At 39.8% G+C, this 17,495-nt stretch carries 10 protein-coding genes; all 10 read left to right on the top strand.

The window, feature by feature from the left end:
* Nucleotides 1-9: 9 nt before the first annotated feature.
* The 10 genes from AWN68_RS09250 to sov all read left to right on the top strand — a co-directional run bounded on the left by AWN68_RS09250 (nucleotide 10) and on the right by sov (nucleotide 17,489).
* Nucleotides 10-1,503 carry a lipopolysaccharide biosynthesis protein gene (locus AWN68_RS09250; protein ID WP_068414429.1) on the top strand — a complete coding sequence of 498 codons (1,494 nt, stop codon included), beginning with the start codon at nucleotides 10-12 and terminating at the stop codon, nucleotides 1,501-1,503.
* Between the two features lie 78 nt (nucleotides 1,504-1,581).
* Nucleotides 1,582-3,345 (top strand): tetratricopeptide repeat protein, encoded by a 1,764-nt coding sequence (locus AWN68_RS09245; protein WP_068414426.1) that lies wholly within the window; start codon nucleotides 1,582-1,584, stop codon nucleotides 3,343-3,345.
* A 10-nt stretch (nucleotides 3,346-3,355) separates the two neighbouring features.
* Nucleotides 3,356-4,096: a DUF4292 domain-containing protein gene (locus tag AWN68_RS09240; protein ID WP_157716149.1), complete on the top strand. Its 741-nt coding sequence runs from the start codon at nucleotides 3,356-3,358 to the stop codon at nucleotides 4,094-4,096.
* Nucleotides 4,083-5,270, top strand: a complete 1,188-nt coding sequence (locus tag AWN68_RS09235) for a murein hydrolase activator EnvC family protein (RefSeq protein WP_068414420.1) — start codon at nucleotides 4,083-4,085, stop codon at nucleotides 5,268-5,270. Before AWN68_RS09240 ends, AWN68_RS09235 begins: the two co-directional genes overlap by 14 nt.
* 167 nt (nucleotides 5,271-5,437) lie before the next feature.
* Nucleotides 5,438-5,644: a Sec-independent protein translocase subunit TatA/TatB gene (locus AWN68_RS09230; RefSeq protein ID WP_068414417.1), complete on the top strand. Its 207-nt coding sequence runs from the start codon at nucleotides 5,438-5,440 to the stop codon at nucleotides 5,642-5,644.
* Nucleotides 5,645-5,647: 3 nt separating this feature from the next.
* A complete protein-coding gene (gene gatA / locus AWN68_RS09225; protein WP_068414414.1) occupies nucleotides 5,648-7,072 on the top strand; it encodes an Asp-tRNA(Asn)/Glu-tRNA(Gln) amidotransferase subunit GatA in 1,425 nt (474 codons plus the stop codon).
* Between the two features lie 14 nt (nucleotides 7,073-7,086).
* Nucleotides 7,087-8,448: a lytic transglycosylase domain-containing protein gene (locus AWN68_RS09220; RefSeq protein ID WP_068414411.1), complete on the top strand. Its 1,362-nt coding sequence runs from the start codon at nucleotides 7,087-7,089 to the stop codon at nucleotides 8,446-8,448.
* Between the two features lie 89 nt (nucleotides 8,449-8,537).
* On the top strand, nucleotides 8,538-9,641 hold the full coding sequence (locus tag AWN68_RS09215; protein ID WP_068414403.1) for a DUF4837 family protein: 1,104 nt from the start codon (nucleotides 8,538-8,540) through the stop codon (nucleotides 9,639-9,641).
* Nucleotides 9,642-9,748: 107 nt separating this feature from the next.
* Entirely contained in the window at nucleotides 9,749-10,342 is a 594-nt protein-coding gene (gene ruvA, locus AWN68_RS09210; RefSeq protein ID WP_068415209.1) for a Holliday junction branch migration protein RuvA, read from the top strand.
* Between the two features lie 43 nt (nucleotides 10,343-10,385).
* Nucleotides 10,386-17,489, top strand: a complete 7,104-nt coding sequence (gene sov / locus AWN68_RS09205; protein WP_157716148.1) for a T9SS outer membrane translocon Sov/SprA — start codon at nucleotides 10,386-10,388, stop codon at nucleotides 17,487-17,489.
* Nucleotides 17,490-17,495 lie beyond the last annotated feature (6 nt).

Raw genomic sequence — 17,495 nt, 5'->3', positions numbered from 1 at the left:
CTTCGCTTTATGAGTCAAATCAAAAAATTGGCGAGCCAAACGGCTTATTACGGCATCAGTAGCATTTTGGGCAGAGTGCTCAATTTTGCTTTGGTGCCGTTCTATACCAGAATTCTTCCAGAACAAGAATATGGTGTGGTCATCCACCTGTATGGTATTGCCGCTTTCTTGAATATTATTTACACTTATGGTTTAGAGACTTCGTTTTTCAGATTTACCACGAAAAACAAGTCCATTGATGCCTACCATTATACGGCAACAGCTATTCTTTTCACCAGTATCCTTTTCTCTGGTTTCATCTATTTCGATGCTGCATCGCTGGCCAATTTCACTGCAGCCTCCGAACATCCAGAGTATTTGCAGTATTTGGCCGCCATCGTATTTATAGATGCTATTGTCTCCATTCCTTTTGCAAAACTGAGGCTGGATGATCGCCCAATAAAATTTGCGGTCATCCGACTCACTGTTATTGCGGTGACTATTGGTTTGAACTTGTTGTTTTTACTGGCCTTCCCCGCTATTGCTGAAGGAGAATATTTAAGTGCCCTTCAACCCATAGTTCAAAAAATATACAATCCAGAGATGGGCATTGGTTATATTTTCGTAGCCAACCTCATTGCCAACAGCTTGTACATCCCCATGCTATTCAAAGAATTGGGGCAAATCAGAATCCGATTTAAATGGTCGGCATTCAAGCCTATTCTGGCTTACTCCTTCCCCATCTTCTTAATGGGTTTAGCAGCCATGTTCAATGATCAGGGTTACACCATCCTCTTTAGTTTCCTCTTCGATGATCCGGAAACAGAGTTAGGAATATATGGAAGTGCATTCAAGCTGAGTGTATTGATGATGCTTGGAATTCAAGCCTTTCGCTATGCTGGTGAGCCTTTCTTCTTCTCTCATGCTGAAAATAAGGAAGCGCCAACACTCTTTGCCAAAGTCATGCACTATTTTGTGGTATTCAATATCGCCATTATGGTGGCCATTGCAGTAAATATTGAACTAATAGCAGATGTTTTTTTAGGCCGGCCAGGGTACAAAGCCGCGTTGTATGTATTACCAGTATTACTCATTGGAAAACTTTTTTTTGGTGTATATGTAAACCTCAGCGTATGGTTTAAGATCAAAGACAAAACTATCTATGGCACTTATTTTACGGCCATTGGGGCAATAATCACGCTTGTCGGGCATTTGTGGTTAGTTAGAATTCCATCCATAGGCTATTTCGGATCGGCCATCTCAGCCTTGGTTTGTTATGCCGTAATGTGCGCTATGTGTTATTATAAAGGCCGAAAAGTCTTCCCAGTACCTTACAATTTCAAGAAATTATTTCTGTATTTGATCATTGCAGTAGGGGTGATTTATGGATCAAATCTAATTTCAATTTCCAATGCTTGGGGTCAGTATGGCGTTGATCTGTTTGTCACAGCAGCCTTTTTTGTTGCTATTTATCTTTTGGAAGGAAGGAATTTTAGACACAAAACCGTTGAAAAACGCCAATGAAATCACTGTTCTTACATTCATCAGAAAGCTTAAACATAGCCCGCTTAAAATGCGTTTCTTGAATAATTGAAGAATCTCGTGAAGAAATATCTCCAGCTTTCCCCTTTCATTTTTGCCTTTTTGCTGTTTTGCAGCAGTACGGAAGCGATTGCCCAAGAAAAAAAGGAAAAAGAGAGCAAAGAGGTTTCTAAATATGAGAGGGCCAATGCTGAGTATTTGATGATTGATGCCCAAAAATTCTACCTATTAGAAGACTATGAAAGGGCCATCGCCTTTCTAGAACAATCTTTAGAAGTCGATAAAGACAACCATGCCGCTCACTTCAAATTGGGGGAAATTTATCTCATCCAAAGAAAGTACGACAAGGGTTTGAAGGCGATTAAGAAGGCGCAAGAAATCAAGCCAGACAATAAATTCTATTATATCCTTGCAGCACAACTGCATAAGTCGCAGAGCAATCTCCAAGCAGCTGCTTCAGAATATGAATTGATGCTTAAAAACTCCACGGACTACCGTGAGTATTTATTAGACCTCGCAGACGTATATGTTGGCTTGGGCAATTATGATGGAGCCATCAAAATGCTTGAGTTAACGGAAGACAAATACAACATTCCAAATAAATTCACCACGCAAAAAAAGGAATTGCTAATTCAGGCAGGAAAGAAAAAAGAAGCATTGGACATGCTAAAAAAGCTAACCGAAGACTTTCCTACAAATGAAAGTTACAAATTAGAATACGCTGATTTATTGTCTTCAACAGGTCAAAAAACAGAAGCGGCAGACATTCTTAAATCGACAGCTACGTCCTCATCCTCCAACTTCCTCTTAATCAACTTAAAATTAGAGGAAGGTGATTTTGAAGCGGCCAAACCCATGATTACAGAAATCATGACAAACAAAGAAGCAGACCTTGGGGCAAAGCTTCTACTAATGTCTAATTTATCAGCAGCTGGATCAGACAAAATTTCACTCTCCTTTTTAGATCAGCAGCAAAAAACGCTGTATTCCATTTATCCCAACGATATTGAAGTAATTAAAACCGGAGAGAAGGTTTATAGCACTTTGGCTGAAAAGGCGAATTCGCAAGATAAGGCAGCCTATGAAACGCAAGCGCTCACTGCATTAAATCAGCTAAAGGACCTTAATCCATCTGACTACGAAGTTTGGAACCAACTACTGACAAGGGCTTACAATCAGAAATCTTGGGAAACCCTACTCACCAACAGTGAAGATGCTTTGAGCTACTTCCCCAACCAAGGCCTATTTTATTATTACTACGGAAACGCTCAACTTTACAGCAGCAATGGTGATAAAGAAGAGGCAAACATGGCTTTTGATCAGGCTTTAAAATTGGCCAGAAATGACGAATTCTTGACGAGCAAGATCCAATCTAAGAAACTAGAGTTTGCTTTGGAGGAAGGAAACACGAAAGAAATTCGAACAGCATTTGAAATCCCCGTTGCTTCAGGTAAAGCTGATAGTGAAGCAATTAATCTTATGCTACGTTATCTCAATGACCATAGAGAGCAGGAAATCATCAAAGATGTACTTGTAGTTGTAGATGATTTAATCAAGGAATATCCAAGAGATGGTGATTTATTTCATCTGAAAGCAAAGGTTTTGTTTCAATTAGGTAGATTTGCAGATGCAAAACAGCTGATTGAGAATTTCATAAGGCAAAAACCAGCTAATATTTCAGGGGGGCTTCTAGAAGTTTATGGTGATAACCTTTTTATGTTAAACCAAATTGATGCGGCTGTTGAGCAATGGAAAAAAGCAAAAAACACTGGGAACACTTCCGATAAAATCGATAAAAAAATTGCAGACAAAAAGTACTACTAACAGAGCCTTATTGCTCTTTCTCATTGTGTTTTCGGCTTTCTTTTTGGAGTCATGTAAAAGCACTTTCTTAGGCACAAATACACGCGTTAAAGAAGAATTTCAAGTAGCTGAAATCCCTTTTGAATACTTTTCTACCAAAACTAAGTTTAAGTTTAAGGATGGGGAATCGAAGACCAAAGCCACTGCAGATATTCGTGTAAAAAAAGACAGTTTGATATGGTTCAGGCTAACACCAGGCTTGGGAATTGAAGGTGCCAGAGGAATAATTACCCAAGATTCGCTCATTATGATCGACAGGGTAAACAAAAGCTATTATGCTTTCAGCTTTCAAGGATTAAGCGAAAAATTTAATTTCGAATTAAATTACGACCTTTTTCAATCGGTACTCATTGGAGACATGCCAATTGCCCAAAGTGCAGAAGACGATATTGTTGCCCAAGCCAATCAGTTCACCATTGTTCAAAGAATTGGAGAACTTACTCTAATGAACCAAATTGGTAACAAAACCAAAAAGCTAGAAAAACTAACAGCCAGTACAGTAAAGAGTAAAAATACTCTTGAATTGAAATACACTGACTTCAATATGTTAGAGCAATTTGTGTTTGCCTTTAAGGCAGATATGGTATTACAATACTTTAAAGACAATAAAAAAGGCGAAATTACGATAGATATTGAGCACAACAGGGCCAGAATTGAAAACGAACCACTTACCTTTCCCTTTAGTATACCAGAGAGCTATGAGCGTAAATAGGGTATTTTTAACCCTTTCTATATTTTTTCTATTTACAGGTTTTGACAGCACAGCTCAAGACCAGAGAAAGACATTAGAAACCCAGAAGAGTGAAATTTTAAAGAAAATACAGGAAACCGAGCGTATTCTTTCTCAAACTTCCACCAAGAAAAACAGCAGTATAGGACGCTTAAGAGCACTTAATGAGCAGATCCAAACCCGCTCCTCCTTAATTGGAGCCATCAAAGGCGAAGTGAGTTTACTGGATAGCGAAATTTCTGAAAATCTGTCGATTATCCAAGCGATGGAAAATGACCTCTCTCAGCTTAAAAAAGAGTATGCGGAAATGATCTACACCACTCAAAAAACCAGCAAAGGATTTAATGAGATGACTTTCCTTTTTGCCTCTTCCACCTTCAATCAGCTGTTTATGAGAATGAAATACATAAAACAGTATTCTGAAGCTCGTAAGAAACAAGCTGAACAAATTCTGATTGTTCAAAGCAGTATCGGTTTGCAAATCGCGGAAATTGAAGACCAAAGAAAAAGCAAGCAATCTCTGCTTAACGATGAGCTAACAGAAAGCAATAAACTAGAGGAGCTCAGAGGAGATCAAAAAGATTTAATTACCAAGCTTACTCAAGACGAGCAAAGGATTAAGAAGGAACTAGAAGAACAAAAAAAGGCTGAAAAACAACTTTCAGAACGTATCGAGGCCATTATAGAGGAAGAAAGAAAGGCTGCTTTGCTGGGTTCGGTCGATATGACCAAACTAACTGAGGCCTTTACCAAAGAAAAAGGGAAACTACCTTGGCCTGTAGATGAAGGTTTTGTTTCTTCTAAATTTGGTGAACATCGCCACCCTACCATTAAAACCATTACCATCAACAATCTCGGAGTAGATATTCAAACTTCTGAAAATGCATCAGTAAAAGCTGTATTCCCAGGTAAGGTAAGCCAAGTATTGTCTATCCCCGGCTTAGGAAACAGTGTACTGATTCAGCACGGAGAATATTTCACTGTATACTCGAAGTTAAAAACTGTCGTTGTTAAAAAAGGAGAACAGGTTCAGATTGGACAAACGCTAGGACAAGTACTTACTGATAAAGACAATATTTCTCAGGTCAAATTCAGGGTGCATGATAAAAAAGGCACTGTAAACCCAGAAATTTGGCTTCAAAAACGAACAAAATAAAGCGCCCATAATGTCCTTTTAAATAGAACTTGCTCGCGTATCAAAAAATAGAGTTGACAGATTTTAACCCTAGCAATTAAATTCCGTTTACACAACAAACACGAATCCCTTTACTTCCTAGATAGTTTTTAGCTATCTTTGAAGTCTAAATTTTAAAGTAGGTAATCATGCAAACAATTTTCGCACTAGGTATGCCAGGAACTCCAGAAATGATTTTCATCGTATTTGTTATCTTACTTCTTTTCGGTGCTAAGAAAATTCCAGATCTCGCAAGAGGAATGGGAAAAGGCATCAGAGAATTTAAAGATGCTACCAAAGAAATTAAGAAAGAGGTAGACGATGCAGGTAAAGAAATCGACAAACAAGCTAATTAAAAATTGAAATCTTATCATACCCTTGATGAGATTCAAAAAGACATTAGACTTGGAATAACTTCTTGCAAAGCGCTTGTAGAACACTATTTAAGTAACATTAAGGTTCATTCGGATCTAAATGCTTTTATAGAAGTTTACGGTACACAAGCCTTGCAAAAGGCAGATATTATAGATCTAAGGATTAAAGAAAAGAAAGCCGGCAAACTTGCCGGCTTAATTTTTGGCATTAAAGATTTAATCTGCTACCAAGACCACAAAATCAGTGGCGCAAGTAAAATTCTCCAAAATTTTGAATCTCAATTTTCAGCCACAGCCGTTGAAAAACTCCTGCAGGAAGACGCCATTTTAATAGGCCGTCAAAACTGTGACGAATTTGGAATGGGATCATCCAATGAGAATTCATTTTATGGCCCCACTAAAAACGCTCTTGATCAAAACAAAGTGGCTGGAGGCTCTTCAGGAGGTTCTGCTGTTGCTGTTCAAGCCGACATGTGCCATATTTCCCTTGGCACTGATACAGGAGGATCTGTAAGGCAACCCGCAGCATTTTGTGGTATTGTAGGGCTCAAGCCTTCCTATTCAAGAGTTTCGCGTTGGGGATTATTGGCTTATGCCTCTTCATTCGACAGCATCGGCATCTTCTCGAAAAGTATTGAAGACAATGCTAGAGTATTGGAGGTTATTGCTGGAAAAGACGAAAAAGACTCAACTTCTTCTTCCAGAGAAGTACCAGCCTATAGCCAAGACTTAGGAAACAAAAGCACATTCAAAATTGCCTATTTACCAGAAGCACTTGAAACGGAAGCACTTCAGCCAGAAATTAAAGCTGCTTTCGAAGGCCAAATTGCTAGTCTCAAAGAAGCGGGACATATGGTGGAGCCCGTGAGCTTCTCTTTACTCGATTATATTTTGCCGACCTACTATATTCTTACTACAGCAGAAGTCAGTTCAAACTTGAGCCGTTATGATGGCGTTCGTTATGGGCATAGGAGTTCAGCCGTTTCTAACCTAGAATCGCTCTATAAAAACTCTAGAACGGAAGGCTTTGGAGCAGAGGCAAGAAGAAGAATTATGCTAGGTACTTTTGTATTAAGTGCTGATTATTATGATGCTTATTTTACGAAAGCACAAAAGGCAAGAAAACTAATAAAAGAGGCCACCGAAAAAATTCTTTCGGAATATGATTTTATTATCATACCAACAACACCGACTACTGCGTTCAAATTGGGAGAACACACTAAAAGTCCGATTGAAGTCTATATGGCCGATTTATTTACTGTACAAGCCTCCATTTCTGGGCTTCCAGCGATATCTATTCCTATTGGAAAAGATGAAGATGGAATGCCCATTGGGCTACAAATTATATCCGCGGCTTTTCAAGAAGCTAAACTTTTTGCATTTTCGAAAAACTTGATACAAAACATTTGAACAGACGCTATACAATGAAGCGAATATACTGGGCATTATTACTGCTGATCACCTCATTTGCCTTTGTGCAAAAGAGCCATGCAACCAACGATACCATACCCAAAGAATTTAAGCCTAGCTATGACTACGCTCCTGATTTTTCTTATGAAGAATTACAAAGCCGTTATGACAACCTAGACCTTGAAATCGACATTTCTTTCAATGATCAGGTCAAGGCCTTTATTAATTACTTTACGGTGAGAAACAGAGAGTACACGCGTGAAATGCTTAGACGCAGAGAAATCTACTTCCCCATTTTCGAAAAGTACCTTAAAAAATACGACCTCCCAGAAGAGCTAAAGTACCTGCCAATCATTGAATCAGGCCTAAACCCTGTAGCTACTTCTGGCCCTAAGGCTGTTGGCTTATGGCAGTTTATGTCCCCTACAGCAAAACAGCAAGGATTACAGATTGACTGGTACATTGATGAGCGAATGGACCCAGAAAAATCAACCGAGGCCGCCTGTCAGTATATCAAATGGTTATATGGCATTTTAGGAGATTGGAAAATGACCTTAGCGGCATACAACAGTGGTATCGGTAATGTGCAAAGGGCCATGAGGCGATCTAACAAAGACGATTTTTGGGAAGTTTATAAATACTTACCAAGAGAAACAAGATCGTATGTACCACAGTTTGCAGCCATCCTATATGCCATGGAATATGCAGATGAACATAATTTATTTGTTGACGACATGCTATACCCTATTGACTTTGAAGAAGTTGAAGTAACCCAATTCGTATATTTGAAGGCCTTCGCAGAAGAAAGCGGAATGGATTTGAATACCTTAGAAAAACTAAATCCAGCCATCAAGAAAGGAGCCCTTCCCGCCAATGCGAAAGGCTTTAAACTAAAAATCCCTAGAGATGGAATGGCTTTATACGAAACCAATCGTGAAAACATCTTAGTAAAGGCTGAAGAAGGGCGAAAGGAATTCGAAAAAATGGCTTCAAATATGCCAGGTAGTACTTTTGGTAAAGAAAAAGTGAGCTACAGAGTATCGAGTGGTGATGTATTGGGTACGATTGCCAGAAAACACCAAGTTCGGATTGAAGACCTCAGGGCGTGGAACAATATTAGGGGGTCAATGATCAAAGTGGGCCAAAGACTGGACATCTACACAGGTCCAGATTTTCTTTCAGACAACACAGTAATCTCTTCAAAAAGAGTATTGAATCAGCCCATCCCTAGCTCGAAGGAGTATACGGTTGAGCCAGGAGATACATTGTGGGATATATCAAGAATGTATGAAGGCTTAACAATTGAGCGGATTAAAGAGTTAAATGATCTAAACACTAGCAGCCTAAAACCTGGAATGAAGCTGAAAATAGGCTAAGTGAATTAACAACTAAATATTTAGTAGATATTGTTTGCAAATCCATTTCATATTACCTTTCTTGACACAAACAACTAAACTAATAGTTTATGAAAAAGCTCTTATTTCTAGCACTGATTCTCCTTTCTATATCGAGTTGCGGTAGCAAATCAGATCAAGAAGACAAGGAATCAAAGAAAATGAACCCCAACCTTTTACCTGATGCTACAGGGCAAGCTGGGGAATTGGTGATTGTGATGAACAAAGAGAAGTGGGAAGGCCCACTCGGAGAAGCCTTACAAGAAGTTTTTCATGCCCCTGTACCAGGTTTAAACAGAAATGAGCCGTCATTCACTACGCGTGTAATTGAGCCCTTTCAGTACAATAGAATTTTTCAGCTCTCTAGAAATGTGGTGTATATAACCACCTTAGATGGCACCACCCCTGCGGACAAATACCTCAAAGGCATTCTTCCCGATAGTTTCAAAGAGCGTATTGCGAATGAACCAGAATTGTTCATGAATACATCCGACAACCAGTATGCCAAGGGACAAAAAGTACTTAACCTTTTCGGTAAGACTGATCAGGACTTGATCAATCATTTGAAAGAAAAAGGAGAAATTATCAGGAATTATTTCAATATGGCCGAAAGAGAAAGATTGGCCACTGACATTCGTGCTTCAATTGATTCAAGGGCCATTTCTGATCAAATTAAAAACAAATTTAATTATTACATTAAAATCCCTGTTGGTTTTGAATTAGCCACAACCGCTGATGACTTTATGTGGTCGCGTTATTTACCTTCCAGAGGGCCAAGTAAAAATATTTTCGTCTATTTTAAAGACTACAAATCTCAGGATGAATTCACCCATGAAAACGTCATAAAACTCCGAAACGAAGTTGGAAAGAAGTACATCTATGGAGATCCTGATAACAAAGAATCCTTCATGATTACCGAAACGGAATTCATGAGACCGGTTTTCAGAGACATTACTTTCGATGGAAAATACACTGTTGAGATGCGTGGTGCATGGAAAACAAATAATTATTCTGTTGGAGGTACTTTTATCAGTTACACTTTTGTGGACGAGAAGACGAACAGACTGTATTACATCGAGGGTTTTATCATCCATCCAAACGAAGAGCACCGTGAACTGATTCGCCAAATGGAATCGATATTGACCACATTCAGAGCGATAGATAATCCAGCTTAAATCGGCTATTTTAGGATTGTCGACATTGATTTTACTTGAATATTCTTAAATTTAAGCGAAGGCAGGTTCAACTTGCCTTTTTTTATACTCAAGTACAATCAGAATCTATGTTTGCATATATAAAAGGTAAGCTTGCCTATAAGGACCCAACTTTTGTAATCATTGATATTCAAGGAGTTGGCTATGAGATTAGAATATCACTGAATACCTACTCCCACATTAAGGATGAAGAACAGTGCAAACTCTTTACTTATTTCCATGTAAAAGAAGATATTCAAGTGCTTTACGGCTTTGCCGATGAGGCTGAAAAAAAACTATTCACTCAATTGATTTCCATTTCAGGTATTGGCCCATCCATAGGCCTCATGTTTCTATCATCATTAAGCCCAACTGAAATCGTGAATGCCATTGCCACTGAGAATGTGGTCACTATTCAAAGTGTGAAGGGTGTAGGTGCAAAAACGGCTCAACGGGTCATTTTAGAACTTAAAGATAAAGTCGGAAAAGAGTCGACCGATATGAGTGGCGGAAATATTACTTCTTCCTCCATTAATACTATAAGAAATGAAGCTTTGGCTGCGTTAGTAACTCTAGGCATCAACAAGGTGGCTGCACAAAAAAGTATTGACAAAATTTTGAAAAATTCCGAAGGCCAAATTTCACTTGAAGAATTGATCAAATTGGCACTGAAAGCTGCCTGATTTTTAGGAAGACTTGATCAACCAAACCATCAAAATATTACTCTTGATCGTTATTGGGGTCCCCTTTTTAGGTGGCGCTACTCAAACCTATGCCTATGAACAGCAAACTCAGGATACAACTAGAATTAGCTCAGACACCACTCAATACCAAAAAATATCATACCCTAACTTTGGATTAAGGTTCCGAGTTGGTGATCCACTCACTAAGAGGAGATTAAAATCGCCACTATTTTTTAACAACCTCGATTTTTACAATCGAGAATACAAATTAGATACAAGTAAATCTTTAATGTATAGTGAAAAATTTGGCAGTCAGTTCTTAGGTCCTCCTACACTCATTCCATTTAATGTTGCGCTACAAGAAAGAGAAGAACAGGGGACAAGAGAATTTCTGGCCGAAAAAGCAAAGGCACAGGATGGAGAAAGCGCAGTAAGCAACCGAGGACAACTCATCCCTCCTATTGCCTTAAGTCCGTTTTTTGATCGGCTGTTTGGCGGGGACGAAATCAATATTCAAACCAGTGGCTTTGTGCAGTTAGATTTTGGCGGGCAGTTCCAAAGAGTAGATAACCCGGCAATCCCCATCAGACAACAGCGAACGGGTGGGTTCGAATTTGACCAGAATATTGAAATGAGCTTGCAAGGAACAATCGGTTCCAAGCTAAAAATCGGAGCTAACTTTGATAACAGTAACTCCTTCGATTTTGAAAATCAGCTAAAAGTAGAGTTCGCGGGGTTAGAATCTGATATTATCAAAACCATTGAGCTAGGTGATGTGAGTTTACCAGTAGCCAACAGTCTGATCAGTGGCGCTCAAAACCTTTTTGGCTTTAAAACCCAATTACAATTTGGACGGTTATATGTCACAACTTTGGCAGCCACACAGCGTGGCCAATCTCAGTCTATCGAAATTGAAGGAGGAATTCAAAGAAATGAATTTGAAATCAGGGCTTCAGACTATGATGAAAACAGACACTTCTTCTTAGGTCAGTTCTTTAGAGATAATTATGAAAACTGGCTGCGAAGTATTCCTTCGGTAATCTCTGGCCTGCAAGTAACAAGGGTTGAAGTTTATGTACTCAACCGAACCAACAATACACAGACACTTAGAAATTTTGCTGCTTTCATGGATTTGGGGGAAGGTGACAGGGTCTATAGAGAAAATAATGCATTTGTTGGAAATGGCACCCCAAACTCTCCTACTACCAACGCGGCCAACGGCTTGTACCAAAACTTAGTAACCGACCCTCGTTTGCGTCAAGCCGACCAACTGAGTTCTGTGTTAGAAAATGAAAAAGGACTTGAGAAAGCGCTGGATTTTGAAAGGGTGACAGGTGCAAGAAAACTTGATCCATCTGAATACTACTTTAACAGTCAGCTAGGCTTTATTTCATTGAGCAGGCAATTACAAAGTGATGAAGTATTGGCCGTTTCTTACGAATATAATTACCAAGGGAGAAGGTATAAAGTTGGAGAACTGACGGAAGACTACCAAAACAGACCAGAAAGCGAAGCCATCTTTCTGAAGCTACTTCGTCCAAGTAAAATCAATACCCGAGTACCCACATGGGATCTGATGATGAAAAATATCTATAACCTCAATGCTTCTAATATTAGCAAGGAAGCTTTTCAACTCAGGGTAATTTACCGTGACGACAAAACGGGAATTGACAACCCTAGTCTTCATGAAGGGGCGAACACCAAAGATGTTCCACTCATCAGAACATTTGGGTTGGACAAACTCAATCAAAGTGGAGACCCTCAGCCAGATGCCAATTTTGATTTTGTCGAAAACATTACAATCAACACGGATCGTGGCTATATGCTATTCCCGGTACTGGAGCCTTTTGGACGAACATTAGAGAGTAAGTTCGCAGCAGGGGAGCAATTTTTGGTAGATAAATATGTCTATGACACCCTTTATCGCACGACAAAAGCAGATGCTGAATTGGTCTCTCGACTCAATAAATTTTACATCAAAGGAAGTCTACAATCGGGCTCCTCAAACGAAATCAATCTCAATGCTTTCCAAATAGCACCCGGTAGTGTGCAGGTATCCGCTGGGAACACGCCATTGCAAGAAAACACTGACTTTACTGTAGATTACTCATTGGGGAAAGTGAATATTATTAATCCTTCCATTTTAAATTCAGGAAAGAAAATTAGAGTGAATTATGAAAAAGCCGACCTGTTTAATTTTCAGTCGCGCACATTGGTAGGTACACGCTTGGACTATGTACTCAATCCAAAAACCAACTTTGGATTTACCTTCCTCAACCTAAATGAGCGTCCGCAAATGACCAGAGTAGGCATTGGTAATGAGCCTGTAAACAACACTGTTTGGGGACTTGACGTGAACTATAGTGATGAATCTCGTTTTCTTACCCGAATGGTGGATGCGTTACCCTTTATTGACACCAAAGCCCCTTCTACCATTACCTTTAGTGGTGAAATGGCGCAGCTTATCCCAGGCACTTCCAACAAAGTGGACGGAGTGGGTACTTCTTATATTGACGATTTTGAATCCACTGTCACACCATTCAGTTTAAATAACCCGACAAGTTGGAAATTCGGAGCCACTCCTAAAACAGATGACAACAGGTTCGACAAAAGCAATGAAACGGCCGATCGACTTGGCGCCAACTATAAAAGGGCCAAAGTGGCTTGGTACACCATTGACAATGTGATCTACAGGAACACAGGGAGATCGAGACCAGAGAACATTACCGCAATAGATTTAGAGAACCATTATGTACGTTCTGTTGGTCAGAATGAGGTAATTAAAAGAGATGCCCAACAAATTATTGTGAATGAACCTTCTTTCGATCTGGCCTACTACCCATCGGAAAGAGGTATTTACAACTATAACCCAAACTTAACCTCAGAAGGTTTTCTACCTGACCCGAAGTCGAATTTTGGTGCCATTACCCGTGCCATTTCTAATGAAGTAGATTTTGATAAAACCAACATTGAGTACATCGAATTCTGGATGATGGATCCTTTTATTAATTCAACGAATGGTACGCCAGGTAACCCAAGAGGACTTATTGATGACGGGATAAATGCTCCTAAGGCAAATACAACGGGTGGTAAGTTCATTCTGAACCTCGGTAGTATTTCTGAGGATTTGATGAAAGATGAGCGACACGCTTTTGAGCAAGGACTTCCAGCCAATGGAGACCCAAGCATTGAAAACGTGGTGGAAAATGAATGGGGCCGAGTAACACGCCAGCCTTATTTGAACCCCGCCTTTGATAACTCAGGGGACGCTAGGGCCAACCAAGACGTAGGGCTTGACGGATTAAAATCTTCAGATGAACTTGATTTTTTCGCTAATTATCTGAGTTCGCTGAATGTCAATGGAAACGTCAAACAGCAAATTGAAGCCGATCCCTCGGCCGATAATTTTCAATATTACTTGGGAGACGAATTGGACGTAAGAGATGCCAAAGTGCTGGAACGATATAAAAATTTCAACGGGCTTGAAGGTAACAGCCCCGTAAACAACGGAAGCCAACTTTACACCCCATCATCCACCAATTTACCCGATAACGAGGATTTGAATAGAGACAATACCCTAAACGACCTTGAAGAATATTATGGGTATGAGCTAAACTTAAAACCTGGCCAACTGGAAGTGGGCAAAAACAATATTGTCGACAAGGTTTCGAATGCTGTTGGAGACAATGGAGATGTTGTAAATTGGTATCTTTTCAGGATCCCTGTAAGGAAACCAGACTATGTCCAAGGAAATATCAATGGATTTAAGTCTATTCGCTATATGCGAACTTATTTTACGGATTTTGAAGAACCTGTGGTCCTTAGGTTCGTGAATTTCAGATTGGTAGGAAGCCAGTGGAGAACATTCCAAGAAAGCCTATTCGAAAAAGGTTTGAATGAAATTCCAGAACCATCAGACCCTAACTTCACGGTTTCTGTAGTTGGAATTGAAGAAAACAGCCAAGGCAGTCAGGGCAGACCTCCTTATGTGTTGCCTCCTGGTATAGAGCGCGATAGAGATAATACCTCTGCCGTAGAAAGAAGACGTAATGAGCAGTCATTACAGCTTTGCGTGGAAGACTTGAGAGATAAGGATGCGAGAGCCGTATTCAAAAACGTCAGTCAAGACATGGTGAACTACGGACGAATCAAAATGTTCCTTCATGCAGATAGCCAAGACAACCTTGCGCCAGGAGAAGTTACCGCCTTCCTAAGACTAGGCACTGACTTTACTGAAAACTACTATGAAATCGAAGTGCCTTTGACGATGACACCTTCAGGAATGCTCTCTCCACTCGATATTTGGCCAGAAGAAAATGAAATCGACTTAGCCTTCAGTAGCCTATACGAAGTGAAGTCAAGACGAAATGCCAGCAATGCCAACCTAAGTTTGCCCTATACCGAAATGGTAGATCGCTATAACATTACAGTAGTTGGCCGACCAGATTTAAGTTCTGTTCAAACCCTAATGATTGGGGTCAGAAACCCAAGTTCACCAGATTTGGAACCAAAGAGTTTCTGTATTTGGGCCAACGAACTTCGGGTAACAGATTTTGACTCAAAATCAGGAATCGCAGCTAATGCAAGGTTCGATGCTCAGTTGGCCGATTTCGGGAACGTCTCAGCATCAGTAAGACATTCATCTATTGGCTTTGGCGGAATCGCAGATAAAATTTCTGAAAGAAGTAGAGAAAACACTACGCAGTATGATATCTCTACTAGTCTTAAACTAGGCAAGTTCTTTCCAGAAAATTGGGGAATTGAGCTTCCTGCCTATCTCAGTTTAGAGAATTCACGGGCCGTACCACAATACGACCCTCTCGACCCTGATTTGCCTCTTGAAGATGTGCTTAACTCTTTTGAGTCTAAGGAAGAACGAGACACCTACTATGACAAGGTGGTGGATCAATCTAAACGAAGGAGTTTCAACTTCTCTAATGTCCGAAAAAGAAGAGTAGACGCAGATGCACCAAAGCGCATTTATGATATAGAAAACTTGAGTTTCACTTACGCCTACAATGAAATAACTAGGAGCAATATCAACACCGCTTCTTATGATTACAAAAACTACCGGGGAGCTGTCACTTACAGTTATCAACCTAAAGAGTGGTTTATTGAACCGTTTAAAAACATAGGGTTCTTGAGTTCCAAATGGCTTCAAGTTATTAAAGATGTCAATTTCAATGTGGTACCAAACTCTATTACCGTCAATGGAAATGTAAACCGAAGCTTCCTCAAAACCCAGTTAAGAAACTCCGACCTCAACACGGACGGAATAGACCCATATTTTGAAAAATCATTCACTTTTGATAGAAGTTATGCCGTAAACTGGAACCTGACTAAAGCTTTAACATTGGATTACTTTGCCAACGTAAATGCCATTATTGATGAACCAGAGGGTGATATTAATACAGACATAAAAAAGGACTCCGTTTGGACCAACTTCAAAAACTTTGGAAGAATAAAGAATTACACGCACACCATCAATTCAAGCTATACCCTACCCTTTGAGAAAATTCCAGTCACGAACTGGCTAAACTCTACCCTAAGTTATGCTTCCACTTACAATTGGAAAGCTGGCGCCATTGGTCAAGCCGATACTTTAGGCAATTACGCAGGTAACACACGCGTTGTCAAGTTGAATGGTAAGATTGATTTTCAGAAGATATACAACAACATTGGGCTGTTAAAGAAAATCAACTCCCCTACCCGAAGCAGGTCCCGCCCTACTGGATTAGCAACAAACGACTCAATCAAACAAAAAAAGACCATTGATCAGATGCCCGCGCTCAAGGCCTTACTCAGGGCAGTAATGATGGTGAGAAGTGCCACATTTGATTACTCAGTAGCCCAAGGAACGGTTTTGCCTGGTTATATGCCTGATGTTTTCCTTTTTGGGCTAGATAAAGAGATGACGAGTCCAAGTCTCGGCTTCATTGTAGGTAGCCAAGACGCTGCCATTCGTACACAACTTGCTAGAGATGGACTATATGCTCAGAGTACATTCCTGACCGCTCCATTCACCCAAGATAAAAACATGAGCTTCAACTACTCTACGGTATTAGAACCTTTTGGCGATTTTAGGGTGACGCTAACAGGAAGAAAAACACATTCCGAAAACTATCAGGAAATATTTAGGCGTGATGATGTAGCAGGTGAGTTCTTAAGCATCAATCCAAATCGAACAGGTACTTATATTGTGTCTTACAATATGTTCAAAACATCTTTTGAAAAAGATAATAACAATGATGACTCACCTCTATTTGCCAATTTTGAAACCTACAGGAATATTTTAAAATCGAGATTAGATCAATCTAATGATACAGGAAATTATGATGTCAATTCGCAGGACGTTGTGATTCCAGCATTTTTAGCGGCCTATTCAGGCCAAAGCCCAGATGAAATCAAGACCTCAGCCTTCCCTCGGCTTCCCATTCCAGGCTGGGCCTTGAACTACCGTGGTCTAACAAAAATTGATGCCATAAAAGAACTCTTCAGTACAGTGAGTATTAGCCATTCCTACAGCAGTCAGTACAGTGTGAGTAATTACATCAACTCAGCCCTGTATACATCCAACCTTACTTTGGAGAATCAACTCAACGATTATGGTTTGGCAGATCAGTTCAATGAAGACGGTAATTTGGTGCCTATTTTCACTTCGCAGCAAGTGGTGCTTACAGAGAAATTCTCTCCGCTTGTAGGAATAAACCTGAAGACTACCAGTAGTTGGAACCTAGACGTCAATTACTCCAAAGAAAGAAACATTGCGCTTAACCTGTCCAATATTCAAGTTACAGAACGATCGGCAAATGATATCAGTGTAACCTTGGGCTATACCAAAGCCGGGGTAAAAATTCCTTTCAGGATTAGAGGAAGAAAAGAAACCCTTCCTAACGAATTGCGCTTTAACATGACTTTTAGCTTACGCGATAACAAAACCGTTCAGCGAAGAATTGGCGAATCAAGCATTGTTACCGAAGGAATAAAAATCTTCCAACTAAGTCCAACATTAGAATACAGTGTGAGCGATGCGCTTCAAGTTGCCTTCTATTTTGAAAAAAATATAAACGAACCAAGAGTGACTACGAGCTTCTTAAATGCTAGAACTGCCTTTGGTGGAAGAGTTAGGTTTAGTTTGTCTCAATAAACGCTT

It is taken from the genome of Roseivirga echinicomitans, assembly GCF_001592935.1.
In the GTDB taxonomy this organism is placed as follows: Bacteria; Bacteroidota; Bacteroidia; order Cytophagales; family Cyclobacteriaceae; genus Roseivirga; species Roseivirga echinicomitans.
This window is presented reverse-complemented; position numbering and strand designations above follow the sequence as displayed.